Source organism: Nocardioides sp. (genome assembly GCF_030655615.1).
GTDB lineage: Bacteria > Actinomycetota > Actinomycetes > Propionibacteriales > Nocardioidaceae > Nocardioides.
This window is the reverse complement of record NZ_JAURVJ010000029.1, coordinates 35,217-54,509: the sequence shown is the minus strand read 5'-3', so window position 1 is coordinate 54,509 and position 19,293 is coordinate 35,217. Positions and strand designations below refer to the sequence as shown.

Genomic DNA, 19,293 nt, shown 5'->3' with positions numbered 1-19,293 from the left:
CGACCTCGGGCTCGGCGGGCCGCCGCCGTGGGGGCCGTCGGCGCGGGCGGGCGCTACCGCTCGGCGGCTCCTGGGGGGCGGGGCTCATGCGGCGGATGTTACTCAGGGGCCACGGCCCCCGGAGCGGTTACGTCCCGAGTCGGCGCGTGTACTGCACGTGGGTGTCGCGCGCCGCGTGCTCGAACCCGAGCGAGCTGTAGAGCCGCACCGCCGGTTTGTTGTCCGACTCGACATAGAGCAGCACCTCGGCCACGCCCAGCCCGGCCAGGTGGTGGAGGCCGGCCAGGGTCACCACGCGCCCCAGCCCACGGCCCTGCGCGGCCGGCCCGACCGCGACGACGTACACCTCGCCGAGCGAGGCGTCGTGCTGCTTGGTCCAGTGGAACGCGAGCACGTCGCCGGTCGCGTCGTCGACCGCCACGAGCAGCCCGGCCGGGTCCCACCACGGCTCGGCCATCCGCTCGGCGAGGCCGGTCGCGTCGAGGCCGCCCTGCTCGGGGTGGTGGGCGAACGCCGCCCCGTTGACCGCCAGCACCTGCTCGGCGTCGCCGTCGGCATATCCGCGCACCGTCTCGCCGTCGGGTACGACGAGCGAGGGCAGCTCCAGCGAGGTCGGGCGCCGCATGACCCAGAGGTCGCGGGTCCGGTCCCAGCCGTGCGCGGCGGCAAGCGCCGCAGCCCCCGGGTGCCCGCCGTGCGACCACGCCCGGTCAGCCACCCCGACCTGGGCCAGCAGCCGACCGCCAACACCGTGGCGCCGTGACTCGGGCGCCACCGCCAGCGTCAGCTCCCCGTCCCGCGCCAGCGCGAACCCGCCCACGGCGACCGCCACCGACGCACCCTCGGTGCCGTGGTGCTTGAGCGCCAAGGCCGCGGCCTCGTCGAGCGGGTCGTGCCCGTCAACCAACTTGCACGCGGCGCGCACCGCCGCGATCGTCTCGAGCGCGTCGGGAGCGGACATCAGTATACCAGCGCCTGCACGCCGTCACGCAGCACCAGCTCGGTGAACGCGACGGCGCCGGCGATCCGAGCGCCCTCGACCAGGTCGGCCTCGGTCAGCGACCGCCGTGCCGCGCACTGCGAGCACACGGTGACGGACCCAGCCGCACGCACGGCCTCGACCAACGCAGCAGCGGGGGAGGCGTGCTCGAGACCCAGGTCGGGGCACCGGTCGCGCACCCCGAACCACACGCCGTCACCGGTCAGCCACAGCGACACGTCGGCCCCGGCGGCCACGGCCGAGGCCGCCACCGTCAGCGCCTGGTTGGCCCGTTCGGCGGCCTCCGCCCCGCAGGTCAGCTTCACGGCGAGGGATCGGGTCACGCGCCCACCCTAGGCGCGGTCGCCCGGCCGAGCAGCCGTCGTACGTCGTGAGTGCGCCGCTCGGTCACCGCGGCGAACCCGACCGCGATCACGATGAGGCCGCCGGTGATCACGAGCACCTCGACGAACCCGACGGGCCCGAGGGTCCAGCGCTCCTCGCGGGTGGGGGTGAGCCAGGCGGCCAGGAGCACGACGATCGGCATGTGGATGGCGTAGAGGGAGTACGAGCTGCGCGAGCCCGCCTCGAAGACCCCGAGCAACCGGCCCTTGACCCCGGTCCAGGCGAGGTCGTCGGTAAGGGTCCAGAGCAGGACGGCGGCGGGCAGGCCGACCACGACCGCGACCGGCGCGCCCTGCAGGTCGAGCTGGCGGGCGACGACCATCGCGATGCCGGTCACCCCGGCTGCGGCCAGCTGCGACCAGCCCATCGTCGAGGACGACCGGGCCGCCCAGCGGCGCGCCTGCGGAGCGAGGACCGCAGCCGCGACTCCGAACAGCCACGCGAGCGAGAGCTGCAGGACGTCCGTGCCGGCGACCACGCAGCCCAGGAGGGCCACGACGACGGCGACCACGCGCGTCGTCGTACCGCGCTGGCGACTGGTGGCGAGGGCCAGGGCCGCGAAGATCACGTAGAACCAGAACTCGTAGGACAGCGACCAGAGCGGGTAGTTGTAGCCGAACGGCTTGACGTGGATCTCCTGGACGAACACGACGTTGCCGGCCAGGGTGCTGAGCGCGTGCGACGGCACCTCCTCGATCCCGGTGTAGGGGACCGGCACCTGGTAGAGGTCGGAGCTCGAGAACGCCTTCCGCCCGACCCAGTCCACGACCGCCGTCAGGGCGAGCGCCGGCAGCAGCACGATCCAGAGCCGGGTCAACCGCGCGATGGCGTAGTCGCGGACGTCGAACCGCCCGGCCCGCACCCGGTTGACCACCCCGAACCCGCCGACCCAGTAGCCGCTGAGCGCGAAGAAGACGAGGACGGCGGGAGCGCCCATGCCCGTCACGGCATAGAGCGCCTGGCTCAGTGGGCCGTGCGACGCGGTCGGGTAGTCCTCGAACATCGTCAGGCGCACGTGGCCGAGCACCACCAGGAGGGCAGCGAGGAAGCGGATCGCGTCGATCGCGCGGTTCTGGGAGGTGGCGGCCACGCGGCGGACGCTAGTGGGCGCGTGCCCTCCTGACGCTCAGATCCGGAATCCTGGAGCCGCTCTTGACGTTCTGCGAGGGTGGCACCCATGAGCAGTCCCCTCCTCGCCCTGCCCCGAGCGGTCGCCGGCAACGGCATCGACGCCCCGGTCGCCGCCCACTACGGCTCGTTCAACGGCGAGCAGCGCACGGTGGAGTCGGGGGAGGGGTTCGTCGACCTGTCCCACCACGACGTGCTGCGGATCGAGGGCCCCGACCGCCTCACCTGGCTCCACAACATCACCACCCAGCACCTCACCGACCTCCAGCCGGGCGTGCTGGCGCAGGCGCTGGTGCTGAGTCCGCAGGGACACGTCGAGCACGAATTCCGCGGCACCGACGACGGCGAGGCGCTCACCGTCTGGACCGAGCCGGGTCGCGCGGCGGCGCTCGCGGAGTTCCTCGAGCGGATGAAGTTCATGATGCGCGCCGAGATCACCGACGTCACCGCCGACCTCGCGCTCACCTGGCGCCCCGCCACCGGCCACCGCCTGGTCCCGCGGGCCGACCTGACGACGTACGCCGCCGCGACCGAGCCCGCCGCCGGCCTCTGGGCCTACGAGGCGCTGCGCATCGCGCGCGGCGAGCCCCGCTTCGGCCTCGACACCGACCACCGCACGATCCCCAACGAGGTCGGCTGGATCGGCCCCGCGGTCCACCTCGACAAGGGCTGCTACCGCGGCCAGGAGACCGTCGCGCGCGTCCACACCCTCGGCCGCCCGCCCCGTCGGCTCACGCTTCTCCACCTCGACGGCTCCGAGAACCGCCTGCCCGCCGTCGGCTCCGACGTCATCCTCGGCGAGAAGTCCGTGGGCTTCGTCGGTACGTCAGCCCGTCACCACGAGCTCGGTCCGATCGCCCTCGCCCTCCTCAAGCGCAACACCCAGGTCGACGTCGACCTCATGGTCGACGGCATCGCCGCGGCCCAGGAGGTCGTGGTCGACCCCGAGGTCGGGCTGCACGTCCGCCCCAAGCTGCGCTGACTCCCACACGCGTCGGCTGAGGTGCGAGCGAAGCGAGCCTCGAAGCCACGGCGCACGTCAAAGCAAGCCCGCCGGCACACCAGCAATGGGAGGCTGCGGCCATGAAGATCGCGCTGGCCGCGCTCGTACTGGTCCTCGGCGCCCCCCTCTCGCCCGCCTCGGCAGCGCCCGCCGTCATGTCCGGGTCGGTGTGCGACGACCCGCAGTACCCCGCCGACTCGTGCACGCCGCCACGGGTCAAGATCGACGGACCCTCGCGAGCGACCCCTCGGACCCGGGTGACCTACACGTGCGTGGTGAAGGGCGTCGGCACCAACGCCAAGCCCGTCGGGACGATCACCCTCCTCGTCAACCGCAGGGGGAAGCGCTACTCGACGTCGGCCGTCCGGCAGCTGCCGGACACGGGCACGGCCGTGTTCAGGACTCCCCGGCTGCCGCGAGGTCGGTTCATCATCCGCTGCCGCTACGTCGCCGAGCCCGACACCGTCTTCCGGTCCGCTGACTCGGTGCCGCAGGCGCTGGTTGTGCGACGTCGCGCGGCTTGACGCTGGTCACGCCCGAGGACTCGAGACGTGCTTTGGTTCGCGTCCCTCGGATCCGATCGACTCTCCCGAGGACCCACGTGTGCGGCACCCTCGGGTGCCGGACGCCGAGGCGAAGGGCATCCACCCACCGGCGTGCGGAGTCTTTGAGCAAGCGACCGGCTGTGGGGTGGTGGTCGTAGCCCAGATCGACGTCGAAGAGGTGGTCATACCGGTGAGGCGAGATACGCCTGCCGCGGACCTCATTGCCGATGTTGGAGCCGTGAATCACTTGGATCCACATCGGGTCGGCGACGACCTCACGTAGAGGTCCCATCCGGCGCACATGGTTGTGCTGACCGAACCCGAAGATCGTGAAGGGGACGTCGCCCTCCGAGCGCTTCTCGATCAGCGACACGAACGGGTTCGAGGCGTAGTCCAACTGGTAGACCGCACCGCCCCTCACCACTTGGAGCCCGCGGGCGAAGTTCACATAGAGGAAGTCCTGCGAGTCGAACTCGTCTTGAATGGCTGCGAGGTAGTTCTTGGCCACAGCGTCATCACTGTCCAGCCGGGTGGTGATGACGTATGGCGCTGTCGCCCGTTCGCCGACAGCGCGCTTGGCGACTCCAGACCAGAAGACGTCATGGGTCCAGATGGGCTCGAAGACCCCGGCTGCGAGATCCTCAATCTCTTCGCGAAACTCAGGCGCGCAGCGGTCGTCGAAGAAGACCAACCAGCGGAACGGGACAGCGGGATCCTGTCGTGACATCGACGCCCTGCAGGCCTCGACGAAGAAGCCCAGCCGATACTCCAGCCATGCCGGCTGAGGCGGGGCCTGCTCGTTCGTGAACACCGCCGAGTACCGAGTGATGACGAAGTGCTCGAACAGCGGTTGCCGGTCGCTAGTTCCCACCGTGCACTCAGGCGTCCTGCGAGGCACGCTCCGTGATGCGAGCCGCGTCGGCGGCGACGGAGTCCTTCTCCTTAGCCGGCAGCACGAAGCGGTAGCCCACGTTGCGGACAGTCCCGATGAGCGTCTCGTTCTCCGGGCCGAGCTTCGCGCGGAGACGACGCACGTGGACGTCGACGGTGCGGGTGCCGCCGAAGTAGTCGTAGCCCCAGACCTCCTGCAGCAGCTGCTGGCGGCTGAACACGCGGCCGGGGTGCTGGGCGAGGAACTTGAGGAGCTCGAACTCCTTGAACGTCAGGTCGAGCGCACGGCCGCCAATCTTGGCCGTGTACGTCGCCTCGTCGACGACGACCTCGCCGGAGCGGATGACGTGGGCCTCGGGGTCGGCCGCGTCGCGAGCGGCGGTGAGCCGGCCGATCGCGAGCTTGATCCGCGACTCGAGCTCGGCCGGGCCACACGTGTGGAGCACGACGTCGTCCATCCCCCAGTCGTGGCTGACGACGGAGAGCCCGCCCTCCGTGACCACGAGCAGCACCGGGACGTCGGTGCCCGTCGTACGGATCAGGCGGCACAGGTCGCGGGCGCCGGCGAGGTCCTGACGACCGTCGACGAGCAGCAGGTCGGACTCGGGCGCCTCGAGCAGCGCGCTGCCCTCGGCCGGCAGGATCTTGACTCCGTGGCCCAGCAGCGTCAGCGCAGGCAGCACCTCGGCAGACGGCTGCAGTGCGCTGGTCAGAAGAAGAAGTGTGCTCATGGTGGTCCCCTCCCACATGTGCGGGTGTAGGACCGGAACACGTCGTCGGGCACCGGCCGTCGGTCACAGAATCGGGATCTGTTGACCTGGAGGGAAGAATACCGAAACGTGACGGACACAGGCAGCATGAGTGACAGAACTGAGACACAGGTCATCCTCGTTCGTTACTGGGCCTCCGCCCGGGCCGCCGCCGGGGTCGACTCGGAAGAGATCGCGGTCGACGGTCCGATCTCCCTGGCCGAGCTGGTCGACCGCGTCGTCGCCGGTCACCCCGGCGGCCGGCTGCCGCAGGTGCTCGAGGCGTGCTCGGTGCTCGTGGGCGACCGACCGGTCAAGTCCCTCGATCCAGCGACGGTCGTGGTGAGCCCACGGGACAGCGTCGAGTTCCTGCCGCCGTTCGCCGGCGGCTAGGCAGCGTCGCGGTGTGCGACGAGGGCGGCCACGCCCGTCCCGAAGACCACGTGGTCGCAGCCGGAATGCCGAACAACCCGAGGAAGTTGAACCATCCATGACCACTGGAGCCTGGGTCGCCATCGCGGCAGTGGCCACGGCGGTCGCGTTCGGCCTGTGGCGTCGCCGCACCGACGGCCGCTTCGGCGAGTCAGAGGAGCAGAGCGTGCAGTCCGAGTCCGTCCTGGCTGGCACCCCGTGGCAGGACGAGCTGGGAGAGCGGGCGACTTTGCTGCAGTTCTCGTCGGCCTTCTGCGCTCCTTGCCGCACCACGCGAGTCGTCCTGGCGGACGTCGCGCGGGCCGAGGGAGGGGTCAAGCACGTCGAGGTCGACGCCGAGCAGCACCTCGACGTCGTACGCCGGCTCGGCATCATGCGCACGCCCACGACGGTCGTCCTCGACCCCCTCGGGCGAGAGCTCGGGCGTGCGGCCGGAGCGCCCACCAAGGAGCAGGTGCTGCAGTCGCTGCCAGACTGACGCCGTGACCACCCAGGGGCCCGTACGGATTCTGATGGTGTGCGTCGGCAACCAGTGCCGTTCGCCACTCGCAGAGCGGCTCCTTCAGGCGCGAACAGGTCCCGGCAGTCACGTCGCCGTGTCGAGCGCAGGGACCATCGGTCCGTCAGGTATCCCCATGGATGCTCATGCCGCAGCCGAGCTGGCCCGCCTTGGCGGAACCTCTGACGGCTTCCTCTCGCGACGGGTCACACCGCAGCTCCTCGCTGACCAGGACTTGATCCTGGCCATGACCCGCGACCTCCGGACCGAGGTCCTCAGGATGGCTCCCCGCCTGATGCGACGGAGCTTCACCTTGGCTGAGTTCGCGGGCATCCTCTCGAGCAACTCGATCTCTGGCTCGACGCCGCAGGAGACCGTCCTCGAAGCTGCGGCTCAACGCGCCAGAGCGCCTCACGAACTCGACATCCGTGACCCCATCGGCCTGTCTACCAACGTCCATCGCACGGTCGCCAACGAAATAGATGCTCATGTCGGCGTTCTTGCGGCCAGGCTCGAGTGATCGGGCCCGCCTCAGTGTGCGCGACGCTTACCGCCGTGCGGTGCCGAGCTCGAACCGGACTTCTCCTTTTCGGGCACGTAGTAACCAGCCGTTCCACGGCGGCGAGGAACCCGATTAAAGACCACTCCCAGAACGCGCCCCTGCACGGCTTCGAGCTGGGTCAGGCTCTCGCTCAACTCATGGTCGACCGTCCGGCCGTGCGAAACCACCACAAGCGCTCCGTCACTGTGACGAGTCAGCACCGCACCGTCTGTAACGGGGAGCAGCGGGGGGGCGTCAATCACGACCATGCCTTTGAGGGCGAGCTCGCGAAGGAGGCCCTGCATCGCTTGGGACCCCAGCAGTTCGCTGGGGTTCGGCGGCGTGCTGCCGGCAGCCAGCACCGAGAGCTGGGGCAGTTCGCCGTGGTCCTGAAGCACATCGACCAGGTCGGCTTGGCCGATCAGAACATCGGTCAGGCCGGCGCCCTCAACAAGTCCCAGAGTGTCTGCCACGGTGGGCCGCCGGAGGTCACCGTCAAGCAGGGTGACTGGCTGACCCGACAACGCAATGGCTGCCGCGAGGTTGGCCGCGACCGTCGACTTTCCGTCTTCCGGCCGCGGGCTCGTCACGACGATGACGCGGGGCGGGTCGTCAATGCTCATGTAGGACAGATTGGTGCGCAGCTTGCGGAATGCCTCGCCAACGTCCCACTTCTGCTCGTCGGCAGCATCTGAGAGTTGGAGACCGCGGCGGCTACCGGCAGGGTGCACGGGTATTCGGCCGACTGTCGACACTGAGAATCGCTTCTCCACGTCGTCGTCTACACGCAGGCGACGGTCGACCATGGACCGGCCTACGGCGTAGGCGACGGCGAGCAGAAGGCCAAGAACCAGGCCCAGGCCTAGGTTAAGGACAGGGCGTGGCGAGACAGGTGATCCCGGAAGTGCCGCCGCTTCTACCGGCTCGACTCCTACAACCCCGGCGGCGCCGGTGCCTCTTGGGTCCTCGAGCTCAGCTACTCGCGCCGCAAGTGCCCGTATCCACGCGTCCGCGAGGCGCTGCGCCTGAACCGGCGAACTTGAGCGCGCAGTGATCTTGATGAGCACCGTGTCAACTGGCTGTTCAACCGCAATGTTCTCGATCAATCCCGACGCGCTCTCGTCGAGGCCCAGGTCGTCGATGACAAGGTCGGCGACAGCCCGGCTGCTCGCGATATCGACGTAGGACGCAGCACGCGACTTAGCCAGCGAGTCGCTGACTGATCCGACGGCGGCGTCACCGCTCCCTCCGGCGGTGACGAAGCCACCGGCGTCGGCGGCGTAGACCTTGGTCTGAGTGAGCGTCAGAGTGCCAGCGGACGCCACCACGACGACGACGATAAGTAGCGCACCGACCCAGTGAGCGCGCAGGGCCTTCGCATAGTCAAGCAAATCCATGGAATCAAGAACCCGTCATTGGGCAGTCGCAATAGGGTTCCGAGGTGATCAGAGACCTCGTTGGCGGCTGCATCTCAGTCGATCTTAGAGCGATGGACACGTACGTAACGGTCGAAGTGTCGGGATCGCACGCAATTGACCTTGCCACCGCGATTCGCCGTGCATGGTCGAGGTGCCTCACCGACGGCAGTATCGCAGCGGATGCGACCGTAGCGGTGGTGCAGGACGATAACCCTGTTGTCATCGAGCAGGCTCGCGCCCAAGGTGCCCTGGCGTCGACGGTTCGTGCAGAGCTACTGGACCGGCTTAGTCCACGTGTGACGGTCGCTGCCATAGATCACCAAGCCGGAAAGATGATCATGCTGCATGCCTGCGGTCTTGCCGATTCCGTCACGGGCCGAACGGTGGCGCTTGTCGCCCCGTCGGGTACGGGCAAGACAACGACGTCCCGGACCTTGGGACGACACCTCGGTTACGTGACTGACGAGACTGTGGCGATCCGCGCTGATGCAACGATCTCGCCGTACCCGAAGCCACTGTCTGTGATCGGAGGTCCAGGCGGCTTCAAGACCCAGATGAACCTTGACGAGCTGGACTTGCTGCCGGCGCCGGCACGGTGCGAGCTGGCTGGCGTTGCCCTGCTGGTTCGGGACGGCTCGAAGGTCGCCCGCGCCGAGTCCATCGCGACGGTCGATGCGCTCGCGCTGCTGGCACCTGAATCGTCTTATCTTGCCTCGGTCCCCAATCCGCTGCACAGGGTCGCTGAGTTGCTTGAGCTTACGGGGGGCCTACGCGCGCTTCACTACTCCGAGTCCGAGCAGTTGAAAGTTCTGGTAGCAGATATGTTGCAGTCCTGATGCGCGTTGCTCGTACGGATTGGACGGACTGGTACGTCGACAATGATCGTTCGGCGGTCTTCGTCGGCGGCCAAGTCGTCGTAGTGTCTGTTCTGGCAACAAGTTTGCTGCGCTATGTCGGCTCCGGCATCGATGTTGCCGACCTAGCTGCAGCCCTAGTCGATGAATTTGGGGCACCTGACGGCGTCGATGCTGCATCTGTAACCACCACCGCAGTAGGCGACCTCCTGGCATGCGGTGTTCTGACGGAGGTGTCACTGTGAGCCTGATCGAGCGGGCGAGCGACGTTGCGTGGGTTGATGACCAAACCCGCGTCGTGGTGCTGAGGTTGGGACACTTAGCGGACCTGCCGCTAGTTCTAGAGGGCAGCGCGGCCGCAATCTGGCGCCTTCTCGAGGTTGGGACAAGCCAACTGACACTTGTACGAATAATCGCCGACATGTTCAACCTATCTTCGAGCGAAGTCGAAGGCGACGTGAACCGGTTCTTGGACTCCGCTGAGCAAGCTGGGGTCATTAGTCGAATGCAAAGTGAATGAGTGGCGCGTCCCTTCAAGTCGAAGAGGCTGTGCCGCTCGGCCATGCTTTGATCCTGCGAGTTGCGGCTGACTCGGGTGTGCGCGCGCTTGCCATCAAAGGACCCGTCCTTGCCCTCCAGGGGTTGCGGCCACCTAAGACGTCCGTAGACATCGATGTTCTTGTCGATCCGGTTAAGATGTGGATTCTGCAGGCGGCGCTCGAGCGGCTTGGATGGATCGATGATGGGGCCTACGACACGCCAAGCATTGTGCCCCTGCACTCTGTTAACCATCGCCATCGACTTTGGCCTTGCGAGGTCGACCTGCATCATTGGTTCCCCGGGTTCCTGGCCAGTCCAGAGAATGTGTTCGAGGTGCTGTGGGCCAGACGCTCGACAGTGCGGATTGCGCATGTTGACATTGCTGTCTGCGACCAAGCGGGCAACGTTGCTATCGCTGCCTTGCACTACTTGCGTGACCAGTACAAGAGTCACGAACTTCGCGACCTGGCCGCGGTAGTGCGTCGCGATTGGAATGCTGAGCAGGTTGCGGACCTCGCGGCCCTAGCCGCCGACACGGGGTCGGCGCAGACCTTACGTCCTCTGCTTGACCTCATTGGCGCCCCGTTGATCCCTGACCGGAGGCCGCTTTTAGTTCCAATTGCAGACTGGGAGATGCGGGCTCGGACTGAGACGAATGAGGTGTTGCCATGGATCGTCGAACTGAGCCGTACGCCATGGCCGCTGCGACCCACCTTCTTGTGGAGGGCTTTCTGGCTTCGTAAAGAGTATTTTGCAAAGCCGTCGCCCGGCCGTGATCTAACGAACTGCGAACTACTGCGCGCTCGGTGGTTGCGGGTCCGACGTGGGATGCGAGTCATGCCGCTGGCATGGCGCGAATACCGCAGGTTGCGTGGACGATCAGGGGAGTAGGAATTCCGCCACGTCATCTCCCCCGGACGACAGACGCTGCAAGTCGATCCGCACCATGTGTTCGACCATCTCATGAAAAGTCACGCTCGCCTCCCACCCGAGTTGCTCTCGCGCCTTTGTTGGATCGCCGTACAGGTCAGCGACGTCGGCCGGCCGCTTGAGAGCCGGGTCTTGTCGTACGTAGGGGGACGGGTCGTCGATGCCGACCGTCGCGAAAGCCACTCTCAGCAGCTCGGACAAGGGCTGGGACTGCCCGGTCGCGATGAGGAAGTCGGCGGGGGAATCCTGCTGGAGCATCAGGTGCATCGCCCGGACGTAGTCACCGGCGAAGCCCCAGTCGCGACGCACGTCCAGGTTGCCGAGAGTAACCGTCTCGCGTTGGCCAAGAGCGATCTCGGCGACCGCGCGCGAGATCTTCCGAGTGACGAACTTTTCGGGACGCAATGGGCTCTCGTGGTTGTAGAGCGTGGCGGTACTGGTGAACAATCCGTAGGACTCCCGGTAGTTGACGGTGAGGTGGTGGGCGAAGCTCTTGCTCACGGCGTACGGGCTCCGCGGGTGGTGCGGGGTGCTCTCGGTTTGCGGCATGTGGTCGGCGGTCCCGAACATCTCCGAGCTCGAGGGCTGGAAGAACCGGGGAGCGGATCCGCAGCGGTTGCGGTGGCGAACGAGGGATTCAAGGATGCGGAGGACGGCGAGGCCGTTGGTCTCAGCCACCTCTTCGGCGTAGTCCCAGCTCGCGCCGACGGAGGTGAAGCCGGCCAGGTTGTAGATCTCGTCGGGCCGGAGGTCCTCCAGCAGCCGCTCGAACCCGGCTCCGTCGCGCTGGTCGTGCTCGACGACCTCGACTCCGTCGAGGTAGACCTGCGCCGCCGGAGAGTCGCGTGCGCCCGGTCGGACCGTTCCCACCACCCGGTAGCCCTCTTGGATGAGAAGGCGGGCGAGGTAGATACCGTCCTGGCCCCCGGCGCCAGTCACCAGGGCGGTTCGTGTGATGGTCGTCATGGTGATCGAAGCGTAGCCAGTCCCGAATCGTGGACGCAATGTCCATCATATGGGACATGATGCGGATCGGGCGACCAGGCGTCCGTACTGTTGCCTACATGGCGACTACCTGGCTGACGAAGCGACGCGCGGTGGACCACTGCCGCACGCGCTCAGCCCTGTGTCCCGCGCGCTGACTCGACCGCACCCATTTGTCGAAGTAGACGCCCCGTCCCGACGGGGCCTGTCCGTCAGTCCGCCCAGCCATTCGGCAGGAGACCGTCATGTCCGTGTCCGGACCCGACCACGGGATCGATCCCCGTGGCCCGCAGTTCACCGCGTCGCTCACGGCGCTGGTGCTGCTCGTGGTCCTGCTGACCCCCTCGCCCGTGGCGCCAGTCCTGCTCGCGCTCCAGGCGGTCCTCTTCGCCTGGGGAGCGACGGTGGGCGTCCAGCACACGCCGGTTGCCCTGTTGTTCCGGACGTTGGTCCGCCCGTGTCTCGGCGCGCCTGACCATCTCGAGGACCCCGCCCCGCCGCGCTTCGCGCAGGCGGTCGGCCTGGGTTTCGCGGTCGTCGGACTCCTCGGCTTCGCCACCGGTGTCGAGGCGCTCGCCCTCGTGGCCGTCGGGTGCGCGCTCGTCGCCGCTCTGCTCAACGCGGTCTTCAGGTTCTGCCTGGGCTGCGAGATGTACCTGATCGTCCGCCGCACCACCTCCCGCGGCACCGCCGCCGCAACCAACTGAAAGGCACCACCATGACCCGCGAGAACTCTCTCGTCACGACCCAGTGGGTGGAGGACAACCTCGACACCCCGGGCATCGTGCTCGTCGAGGTCGACGAGGACACCACCGCCTACGACAAGGGCCACATCAAGGGAGCGATCAAGCTCGACTGGTCGACCGAGCTGCAGGACCAGGTCCGCCGCGACTTCGTCAACAAGAAGCAGTTCGAGGAGCTCCTCTCCAGCAAGGGCGTCGCCAACGACGACACGGTCGTCCTCTACGGCGGCAACAACAACTGGTTCGCTGCCTACGCCTACTGGTACTTCACGCTCTACGGCCACACCGACGTCAAGCTCATGGACGGCGGCCGCAAGAAGTGGGAGCTCGACTCCCGCGAGCTGACCGACGAGAAGCCCACCCGCGAGACCACGTCCTACACCGCGCAGGACCAGGACACCTCGATCCGCGCCTTCCGTGACGACGCCGTCGCCGCGATCGGCAAGCAGAACCTCATCGACGTCCGCAGCCCTGACGAGTACGCCGGGCGCCTCCTCGCCCCGGCCCACCTCCCGCAGGAGCAGTCTCAGCGCGCCGGGCACGTCCCCACCTCGCTCAACGTCCCGTGGAGCAAGAACTGCAACGACGACGGCACCTTCAAGTCCGACGACGACCTCAAGGCGCTCTACGCCGAGGTCGGCATCGACGACTCCAAGGACACCATCGCACTGTGCCGCATCGGTGAGCGCTCCTCGCTGACCTGGTTCGTCCTCAAGAAACTCCTCGGCCACCAGAGCGTCAAGAACTACGACGGCTCCTGGACCGAGTACGGCTCCCTCGTCGGCGTCCCGATCGCCCTCGGCGACGAGCCCGGATCGGCCGACGCCTGATGTGCGGCGCGACTGAGGGCGGTCTCTCGCTCGACGGCATCAACGTGGCCAAGGAGGCCCTGATCCAGGGTCAGGTCCTGCGCGACGGCGAGCCCGTCGGCAACGCCTACGTCCGGCTCCTCGACAAGACCGGCGAGTTCACCGCCGAGGTCCCCACCTCGGCCACCGGCCACTTCCGGTTCTTCGCCGGCGAGGGTCAGTGGACCCTCCGCACCCTGGCCCCCAAGGCCACGCCTGTCGACAACCGCGTCGACGCTGCCGTGGGCAGCGTCGCCGAAGTGACCGTCGCCCTCGTCTGACCCTCTCTTTGTGCTGACCCGTCGTCCCCGGACGACGGGTCAGCGTCACTTCACGTCGGCTGAGGTGCGAGCGAAGGAGCCTCGAAGCCAGCGACGCCGGCCCGGGCACCCCCACCCCACGATGGTCGAGCCGATCGGGCGCCGTCCGCGTCGAGACCTCCGCAGGCGACCTACTCAACCCGCCGCGACTACCGCTCGAGCAGCACCGTGAACGGCCCGTCGTTGACCGACGTCACCGCCATGTCCGCACCGAAGACACCCCGCTCGACCTGGGCACCCAGCTCGACCAGCGCCTCGCACACGCCGTCGTAGACCGGCTCGCTTATCGCCGCCGGCGCGGCGTCCTGCCAGGTCGGACGCCGGCCCTTGCGTGCGTCGCCGTAGAGCGTGAACTGGCTGACGACGAGCATCGGCGCCCCGACGTCCGAGGCCGACTGCTCGTCCCGCAAGATCCGCAGGCCCCAGAGCTTGCGCGCCATCCACCCGATCTCTGCCTCGCCGTCGCCGTGGGTGACGCCGAGGTAGACGAGCAGCCCGGGTGAGTCGATCGCACCCACCACGACTCCGTCCACGACCACCGACGCCGACAACACCCGCTGCACCACCGCTCGCACGCCGTTAGTCTCCCCTCTCTACCCTGTCCCGGTGCTCCGTTCCGTCGCGCTCGTCCTCGTCCTCGCCCTCGTCGGGTGCAGCGGCGCCGACGGCTCGTCCGACGCCGCGCTGGGTACCGAAGCGCCAAAGCAGTCCCAGACGTCCGAGCCGCCCAAGACGCCCCTACGCGTCCTCATCGCGGGCGACTCGATCGCCGGGGGCTACTACGCGTCCGACACCGACCAGGCCTTCCCCGCGCTCGTCGTCGACGAGCTCGACCAGGACTACGACGTCTCGCGCGTCCTGGTGGCCGTCGGCGGCGCCCGCGCGTTCCGGGTTGCGGCCCAGGTCGAGACCGACACGATCGGCCGGGAGCCGGCCGACGTCGTGGTCGTCGAGGCCGGCACCAACGACATAGGCGTCTCCACGCTCGCCGACCTGACCTCCGGCTACACCCGCCTCCTCGACGCGGTCGAGGCCACCTCGCCTGACGCCGAAATCCTGTGCCTCGGCCCCTGGGACGCGCCCGCGGTCGCGCGCCAGTTCGAGACCGTCGTACGACGCCTCTGCGCCGATCACCAGTACCTCCGGCTCAGCGACCTCTACACCGAGGAGGGTCTGCGCGGGCCGCCCGGCGTCGACACCGAGCTCGGGACGAGCGACCGGGTCCACCCCAACGACCGCGGCCATGCGGAGATCGCGCGCCGGGTCGTCGAGGCGATCGACCCCGACATCAGCTGAGCTGGGAGGACGTCGGCTGAGGTGCGAGCGGAGCGAGCCTCGAAGCCACCGGCCGCGGCGGATACCCCCAACCGCAAAGGTGCGCGGTTCGAAGCGTGCCATGATCGCGCCCATGAACCCCGGTGACCGGCGTTGGCCTGCCGACGTCGGCCTCGCGGTCCTGGCGGTGGCCGTGGTGGCATTCGCGGCGTTCGTGGTGGTCCGAGGTCCGGTGCAGTCGTCCGCAGACGAGGCTGCGCGGTCGGACGTCAGCTCACCCACGGTCGAGCCGTCGGACGAAGTGCCGACGGGCCCTTCCACCCCAACCACAGGGCCCGCCGATCCAGCGGGCGCCCTCCGTGTCCTGGCCCTCGGCGACGAGACCCTGCGCGTCGCCGGCAAGGAGCCGCGCTGGGTCACGCGGCTGGGGGAGGGGCGCTGGAAGGTCGACCTCCGGGCCCGGCCGCAGTCCGGCTACCTGGCCATCGGACCGGCCCAGGCGTGTGGTCTACCCGCCTGTCCCAACGTCGCGACGATGCTGGCGGTGGCGGAGAAGCAGCCAGCCGTGCCTGACGTGGTCCTCGTCAGCGCCGGCGCCTACGACCTCGAGCTCCCGCCCGACGAGGTCGAGGCGAGCACCACGGAGGTCTTCACCAACATCCGAGCGGCCTACCCGGATGCGGTGGTCGTGGCCCTCCTGCCGCTCGGCAGGGGCCTGGACCCGCAGCCGGAGGACCTGGCTCGCGTGACCGCGCTCGTCCGCACCCAGGCCGAGCGGATCGGCGCGACGGCGGTGGATCCAGGTCAGCCGTTCGCGGGCGACGCACCGCAGGACGTCCGGATCGACCGCGGAGGAGACAGGCTGCTCAGCCTGGTGCAGCGAGCCGTCGACGAGGCCCTCGCCGGCTGAGCGACCACGCAGGTGCTCTGGCAGAGTCGGCTCTATGCCGTCCGCTCCACCGCCTGAGGCTCTGCTGGTCACCGTCGCCCCCACCGGGGCCGAGACGAGCAAGGCCGACTGTCCCCAGCTGCCCACCACCCTGCCCGAGCTCGTCGCCGCGGCCCGTGAGTGCGAGGCGGCGGGCGCCGCGATGATCCACGTCCACATCCGTGACGACGCGCACGCCCCCACGCTCGACGGAGAGCGGCTCGCCGACACCGTCGCGGGTCTGCGCCAGGAGACGGCCCTGGTCGTCCAGCTCTCGACCGGTGGCAGCGTCCACGACCCGCTCGACCAGCGCCTCAAGGTGCTCGACGCCGCCCCCGACTCGTGCAGCCTGACCATGGGCACGACCAACTTCGGCGACGACGTCTTCTCCAACCCGTGGCCCTTCGTCTGCGACCTCTACCAGCTGAGCCAGGAGCGCGAGGTAGTCCCAGAGTTCGAACTCTTCGACCTGGGCCACGTGACCTCGCTGACGCGGCTGCTCAAGACCTACGGCCTGCCCTACGGCGGCAAGGTCCACTGCGACTTCGTGATGGGCGTCCCCGGTGGCATGCCCGGTACGGCGGACGCCCTCGTCGCCGGCGTCGCCGCGCTCCCACCCGAGGTGACGTCCTGGGGGGCGACCGGGATCGGCCGCTCCACCCTCGCCGTGGGCCTCGCGGTCCTCAGCAAGGGCGGTCACCTACGGGTCGGGATGGAGGACGTGCTGACCCTCGCCCGCGGCTTTCCGGTGCAGAGCAACACCCAGCTCGTCGAGCGCGCCGTCGCGATGGGTGCGCTGGCGCAGCGGCGGCCGATGACGACGGACGAGGCGCGGGCGCTGCTCGGCACCCGACCCGCCGCCTGACGTTCACTACCCCGACGCACCCCAGCAGCGCCATAGCCACAAAGGACTATGGACTAATGGCCCGTTTGGACCGCAGTCTCCGTCAATGACATCTCTGAAGCGGACCCTCCCCGCCACCATCGCCGTCGTCGCCGCCCTCATGGCTGCTGGCTCGACCGGCGCCATGGCGGCCAAGCTGATCACTGGCGCCGACATCAAGAACAACACGATCACCACCGCCGACATCAAGAACGGCACCCTCAAGACGGGCGACTTCAGCGCCGCCGCCAAGACGGCGCTCAAGGGCGCCAAGGGCGACAAGGGCGCGACCGGTGCTGCCGGCCCCGAGGGCGAGCGCGGCGCGCCCGGCGCGACCGGTCCGGTCGGCCCCGCCGGCGCGACGGGCCCCGCCGGCGTTGCCGGTCCCGTCGGACCCCAGGGCCCCGCCGGCACCCCCGGTGGACCTCCCGGACCCCAGGGCCCCGCGGGTCCCGCCGGTGCCGGCGGCCTCGGCGAGGTCTACTTCGACAACTTCGGTGCCCCGGTGACCGCGACGACCAGCGGCGAGATCGTCTCCGGCTTCTGCGACGACGGCTACATCCTGATCGGCGCCTGGGGCTTCTACACCGTCTCCAACAAGGCGCTGCAGGTCTCGATCGACGAGGACATCACCGGCGCCGTAGCCTACGGCGACGCGACCGGGGTCGCCGAGACCGCCGTCCTGCAGATCACCTGCGCCGAGGCGCCGGCCCGCCCGGCCAACCGTGGCGCCGGTCAGACCGACAAGGGCTGACCCAGCTCCACCGCACCATCCGAACACCAACGCCGACACGAGCGCCGGGACCATCGGTCCCGGCGCTCGTGCGCGTCCTGGTCACTAGACTCGGGGCATGTTCAACATCCCCGACAACCTCCACCCCCTCTGCGGCCCGGTGGTCTGGTTGCTCGGCACTTGGCAGGGCAACGGCCACGGCGACTACCCGACGATCGAGCCCTACGAGTACGGCCAGGAGCTGGTCTTCCAGCAGGACGGCCGCCCGTTCTTCCACTACTTCGCCCGGTCCTGGGTCCTCGACGCCGAGGGCAACAAGGTCCGCGAGGCAGCCCAGGAGACGGGCTTCCTCCGCTGCCTGCCCGAGGGCCAGCTCGAGCTCGTGCTGAGCCACAACACCGGCTTCGCCGAGATCTGGTACGGCGTCGCGGAGGCCGGAAAGATGGAGCTGCACACCGCGGGCGTCGGCTTCACCGAGACCGCCAAGGAGGTCACCGCCGGCCACCGGCTCTACGGCAACGTCGAGGGCGATCTGCTCTACGCCTACGACATGGAGGCGATGGGACAGCCGCTGCAACCACACCTGTGGGCGAGATTGCAGCGTGCCTGAGGCAGAGCACACCCACCCGAACGTCACCGCACCGGCGACCGGCGACTGGCGGGCCGAGCTGCGGGCCAAGGGCTACAGGCTGACGCCGCAGCGCGAGCTCATCCTCGCGGCGATCGAGGACCTGGGCCACGCGACACCCGACGAAGTACTCGCTCACGTGCAGGAGCGGGTCTCGTCCGTCAACGCCTCGACGGTCTATCGCACGCTCGAGGTCCTCGAAGACCTCGGCCTCGTGCGGCACGCCCACCTGTCGGACCGCGCGCCCACCTATCACTCGGTCAGCGGGCACGAGCACTTCCACCTCAAGTGCCGAGGCTGCGGCCAGGTGACCTCGGTCGATGTCGACCTGGCGTCCGCGCTCACCGACCGGCTCGCAGACGAGTTGGGGTTCGTCGCCGACATCGGCCACCTCACGGTCTTTGGGCGGTGCTCGCGCTGCGCAGGGTGAAGCGAGTCATGCCCCCAGGAGTTTGCAGGAAATCTGGCGTTAACAAAGGTTCACACAGTACTTTTGGTATCCGCCTTCGGGAAACACGATACGTGTGATCTACTTCTGCTCGTCGCACTCACTCTCGACTCGGTCACCGTGCCAGGGAGATACACCATGAAGAAGCTCATCCTCGGCCTGCTGGCCGCGTTCCTGATGTCCACCGGCCTCGTCGCCACTATCAGCTCGGCACCGGCGCAGGCCATCTGCGGCAACCCGCAGTACCCGGACTGCCGCGCCACGGTGACGACCCTCAAGTCGTCCCCCGCGGGCAACGGCCCTAAGCGTCGTACCTTCACGACTACCGTCAAGACGGTGGGCTCCAATGCCAAGCCCGTCGGCACCGTGACCTTCCGCTTCAAGCGCGTGGGCGGCCCCGCCCAGTTCGCTACCCGCACCGTCCCGACCTCCGGCAAGATCGTGCTTGCGCGCACCTTTAACGCCAAGGGCACGTGGAACGTCCGCGTCACCTACAACGCGCGTCCCAACACGATCTTCAAGAGCTCGCAGAGCCCCAACGTGCAGTTCAAGGTGCGCTGACCGGCGCTTCGCTTTACGTTCCGATCCG

27 protein-coding genes are annotated in these 19,293 nt (G+C 68.5%); 19 read left to right on the top strand and 8 right to left on the bottom strand.

The features are described 5' to 3' along the window. Positions 1-127 precede the first annotated feature (127 nt). Genes mshD through Q7T52_RS02700 form a run of 3 tightly spaced genes read right to left on the bottom strand, consistent with a single transcriptional unit; the run spans position 128 to position 2,474 of the window. The gene (mshD, locus tag Q7T52_RS02710) at positions 128-961 is read right to left on the bottom strand and encodes a mycothiol synthase (RefSeq protein WP_304799207.1); all 834 of its coding nucleotides are present in this window, start codon (positions 959-961) and stop codon (positions 128-130) included. Continuing rightward, positions 961-1,323, bottom strand: a complete 363-nt coding sequence (locus Q7T52_RS02705; RefSeq protein ID WP_304799206.1) for a DsrE family protein — start codon at positions 1,321-1,323, stop codon at positions 961-963. The genes mshD and Q7T52_RS02705 overlap by 1 nt, the downstream gene beginning before the upstream one ends. Next, positions 1,320-2,474 (bottom strand): acyltransferase, encoded by a 1,155-nt coding sequence (locus Q7T52_RS02700; RefSeq protein ID WP_304799205.1) that lies wholly within the window; start codon positions 2,472-2,474, stop codon positions 1,320-1,322. Before Q7T52_RS02700 ends, Q7T52_RS02705 begins: the two co-directional genes overlap by 4 nt. Before the next feature lie 87 nt (positions 2,475-2,561). Here Q7T52_RS02700 and Q7T52_RS02695 point away from each other — a divergent pair, with 87 nt between their 5' ends. Both Q7T52_RS02695 and Q7T52_RS02690 read left to right on the top strand, forming a co-directional pair. Next, on the top strand, positions 2,562-3,494 hold the full coding sequence (locus Q7T52_RS02695) for a folate-binding protein YgfZ (protein ID WP_304799204.1): 933 nt from the start codon (positions 2,562-2,564) through the stop codon (positions 3,492-3,494). Positions 3,495-3,595: 101 nt separating this feature from the next. Continuing rightward, positions 3,596-4,039, top strand: a complete 444-nt coding sequence (locus Q7T52_RS02690) for a hypothetical protein (protein ID WP_304799203.1) — start codon at positions 3,596-3,598, stop codon at positions 4,037-4,039. On the opposite strand, the gene Q7T52_RS02685 is transcribed toward Q7T52_RS02690, so the two are convergent. Continuing rightward, complete coding sequence (locus Q7T52_RS02685) at positions 3,945-4,931, bottom strand: glycosyltransferase (RefSeq protein ID WP_304799202.1); 987 nt, start codon at positions 4,929-4,931, stop codon at positions 3,945-3,947. The genes Q7T52_RS02690 and Q7T52_RS02685 overlap by 95 nt on opposite strands. 7 nt (positions 4,932-4,938) lie before the next feature. Continuing rightward, a complete protein-coding gene (locus tag Q7T52_RS02680; protein ID WP_304799201.1) occupies positions 4,939-5,682 on the bottom strand; it encodes a response regulator transcription factor in 744 nt (247 codons plus the stop codon). 126 nt (positions 5,683-5,808) lie between these two features. Here Q7T52_RS02680 and Q7T52_RS02675 point away from each other — a divergent pair, with 126 nt between their 5' ends. From Q7T52_RS02675 to Q7T52_RS02665, 3 genes are all read left to right on the top strand, one after another. After that, entirely contained in the window at positions 5,809-6,093 is a 285-nt protein-coding gene (locus Q7T52_RS02675; RefSeq protein ID WP_304799200.1) for a MoaD/ThiS family protein, read from the top strand. A 97-nt stretch (positions 6,094-6,190) separates the two neighbouring features. Continuing rightward, positions 6,191-6,610, top strand: a complete 420-nt coding sequence (locus Q7T52_RS02670; protein ID WP_304799199.1) for a thioredoxin family protein — start codon at positions 6,191-6,193, stop codon at positions 6,608-6,610. A gap of 4 nt (positions 6,611-6,614) precedes the next feature. Further along, positions 6,615-7,151, top strand: coding sequence for a hypothetical protein (locus Q7T52_RS02665; protein ID WP_304799198.1), 537 nt, complete (start codon positions 6,615-6,617; stop codon positions 7,149-7,151). Positions 7,152-7,162: 11 nt separating this feature from the next. Here Q7T52_RS02665 and Q7T52_RS02660 read toward each other — a convergent pair whose 3' ends face one another. After that, positions 7,163-8,569, bottom strand: a complete 1,407-nt coding sequence (locus Q7T52_RS02660) for a polysaccharide biosynthesis tyrosine autokinase (RefSeq protein WP_304799197.1) — start codon at positions 8,567-8,569, stop codon at positions 7,163-7,165. Between the two features lie 44 nt (positions 8,570-8,613). Between Q7T52_RS02660 and Q7T52_RS02655 the strand changes: the two genes are divergently transcribed. From Q7T52_RS02655 to Q7T52_RS20590, 4 genes are read left to right on the top strand one after another with little or no spacing between them, the layout of a single operon-like run. After that, positions 8,614-9,426 carry an ATP-binding protein gene (locus Q7T52_RS02655; protein WP_304799196.1) on the top strand — a complete coding sequence of 271 codons (813 nt, stop codon included), beginning with the start codon at positions 8,614-8,616 and terminating at the stop codon, positions 9,424-9,426. After that, positions 9,426-9,689 carry a hypothetical protein gene (locus Q7T52_RS02650; protein WP_304799195.1) on the top strand — a complete coding sequence of 88 codons (264 nt, stop codon included), beginning with the start codon at positions 9,426-9,428 and terminating at the stop codon, positions 9,687-9,689. The genes Q7T52_RS02655 and Q7T52_RS02650 overlap by 1 nt, the downstream gene beginning before the upstream one ends. Beyond that, the gene (locus Q7T52_RS20595) at positions 9,659-9,964 is read left to right on the top strand and encodes a PqqD family protein (protein WP_370692282.1); all 306 of its coding nucleotides are present in this window, start codon (positions 9,659-9,661) and stop codon (positions 9,962-9,964) included. The genes Q7T52_RS02650 and Q7T52_RS20595 overlap by 31 nt, the downstream gene beginning before the upstream one ends. Beyond that, positions 9,961-10,875: a nucleotidyltransferase family protein gene (locus Q7T52_RS20590; protein WP_370692281.1), complete on the top strand. Its 915-nt coding sequence runs from the start codon at positions 9,961-9,963 to the stop codon at positions 10,873-10,875. Before Q7T52_RS20595 ends, Q7T52_RS20590 begins: the two co-directional genes overlap by 4 nt. On the opposite strand, the gene Q7T52_RS02645 is transcribed toward Q7T52_RS20590, so the two are convergent. Next, on the bottom strand, positions 10,864-11,880 hold the full coding sequence (locus Q7T52_RS02645; RefSeq protein ID WP_304799194.1) for a GDP-mannose 4,6-dehydratase: 1,017 nt from the start codon (positions 11,878-11,880) through the stop codon (positions 10,864-10,866). The genes Q7T52_RS20590 and Q7T52_RS02645 overlap by 12 nt on opposite strands. A gap of 263 nt (positions 11,881-12,143) precedes the next feature. Between Q7T52_RS02645 and Q7T52_RS02640 the strand changes: the two genes are divergently transcribed. From Q7T52_RS02640 to Q7T52_RS02630, 3 genes are read left to right on the top strand one after another with little or no spacing between them, the layout of a single operon-like run. After that, positions 12,144-12,605 (top strand): DUF4395 domain-containing protein, encoded by a 462-nt coding sequence (locus Q7T52_RS02640; protein WP_304799193.1) that lies wholly within the window; start codon positions 12,144-12,146, stop codon positions 12,603-12,605. 11 nt (positions 12,606-12,616) lie between these two features. After that, positions 12,617-13,471 carry a sulfurtransferase gene (locus Q7T52_RS02635; protein WP_304799191.1) on the top strand — a complete coding sequence of 285 codons (855 nt, stop codon included), beginning with the start codon at positions 12,617-12,619 and terminating at the stop codon, positions 13,469-13,471. Beyond that, positions 13,471-13,770 carry a DUF1416 domain-containing protein gene (locus Q7T52_RS02630; RefSeq protein ID WP_304799190.1) on the top strand — a complete coding sequence of 100 codons (300 nt, stop codon included), beginning with the start codon at positions 13,471-13,473 and terminating at the stop codon, positions 13,768-13,770. Before Q7T52_RS02635 ends, Q7T52_RS02630 begins: the two co-directional genes overlap by 1 nt. Positions 13,771-13,958: 188 nt before the next feature. Here the strand turns inward: Q7T52_RS02630 and dtd are convergent, their stop codons facing one another. Next, on the bottom strand, positions 13,959-14,384 hold the full coding sequence (gene dtd, locus Q7T52_RS02625) for a D-aminoacyl-tRNA deacylase (protein WP_304799189.1): 426 nt from the start codon (positions 14,382-14,384) through the stop codon (positions 13,959-13,961). Positions 14,385-14,415: 31 nt separating this feature from the next. Here dtd and Q7T52_RS02620 point away from each other — a divergent pair, with 31 nt between their 5' ends. The 7 genes from Q7T52_RS02620 to Q7T52_RS02590 all read left to right on the top strand — a co-directional run bounded on the left by Q7T52_RS02620 (position 14,416) and on the right by Q7T52_RS02590 (position 19,265). Next, positions 14,416-15,105, top strand: coding sequence for an SGNH/GDSL hydrolase family protein (locus Q7T52_RS02620; RefSeq protein ID WP_304799188.1), 690 nt, complete (start codon positions 14,416-14,418; stop codon positions 15,103-15,105). 100 nt (positions 15,106-15,205) lie between these two features. Beyond that, entirely contained in the window at positions 15,206-15,994 is a 789-nt protein-coding gene (locus Q7T52_RS02615; RefSeq protein WP_304799187.1) for an SGNH/GDSL hydrolase family protein, read from the top strand. A 34-nt stretch (positions 15,995-16,028) separates the two neighbouring features. Continuing rightward, positions 16,029-16,877 (top strand): 3-keto-5-aminohexanoate cleavage protein, encoded by an 849-nt coding sequence (locus Q7T52_RS02610; RefSeq protein ID WP_304799186.1) that lies wholly within the window; start codon positions 16,029-16,031, stop codon positions 16,875-16,877. Positions 16,878-16,962: 85 nt separating this feature from the next. Further along, the gene (locus Q7T52_RS02605; protein ID WP_304799185.1) at positions 16,963-17,649 is read left to right on the top strand and encodes a collagen-like protein; all 687 of its coding nucleotides are present in this window, start codon (positions 16,963-16,965) and stop codon (positions 17,647-17,649) included. Between the two features lie 97 nt (positions 17,650-17,746). Then, positions 17,747-18,238: an FABP family protein gene (locus tag Q7T52_RS02600; RefSeq protein WP_304799183.1), complete on the top strand. Its 492-nt coding sequence runs from the start codon at positions 17,747-17,749 to the stop codon at positions 18,236-18,238. Then, positions 18,231-18,686 carry a Fur family transcriptional regulator gene (locus tag Q7T52_RS02595; protein WP_304799182.1) on the top strand — a complete coding sequence of 152 codons (456 nt, stop codon included), beginning with the start codon at positions 18,231-18,233 and terminating at the stop codon, positions 18,684-18,686. Before Q7T52_RS02600 ends, Q7T52_RS02595 begins: the two co-directional genes overlap by 8 nt. Positions 18,687-18,842: 156 nt before the next feature. Continuing rightward, complete coding sequence (locus Q7T52_RS02590; RefSeq protein WP_304799181.1) at positions 18,843-19,265, top strand: hypothetical protein; 423 nt, start codon at positions 18,843-18,845, stop codon at positions 19,263-19,265. The last annotated feature ends 28 nt before the right edge of the window (positions 19,266-19,293 follow it).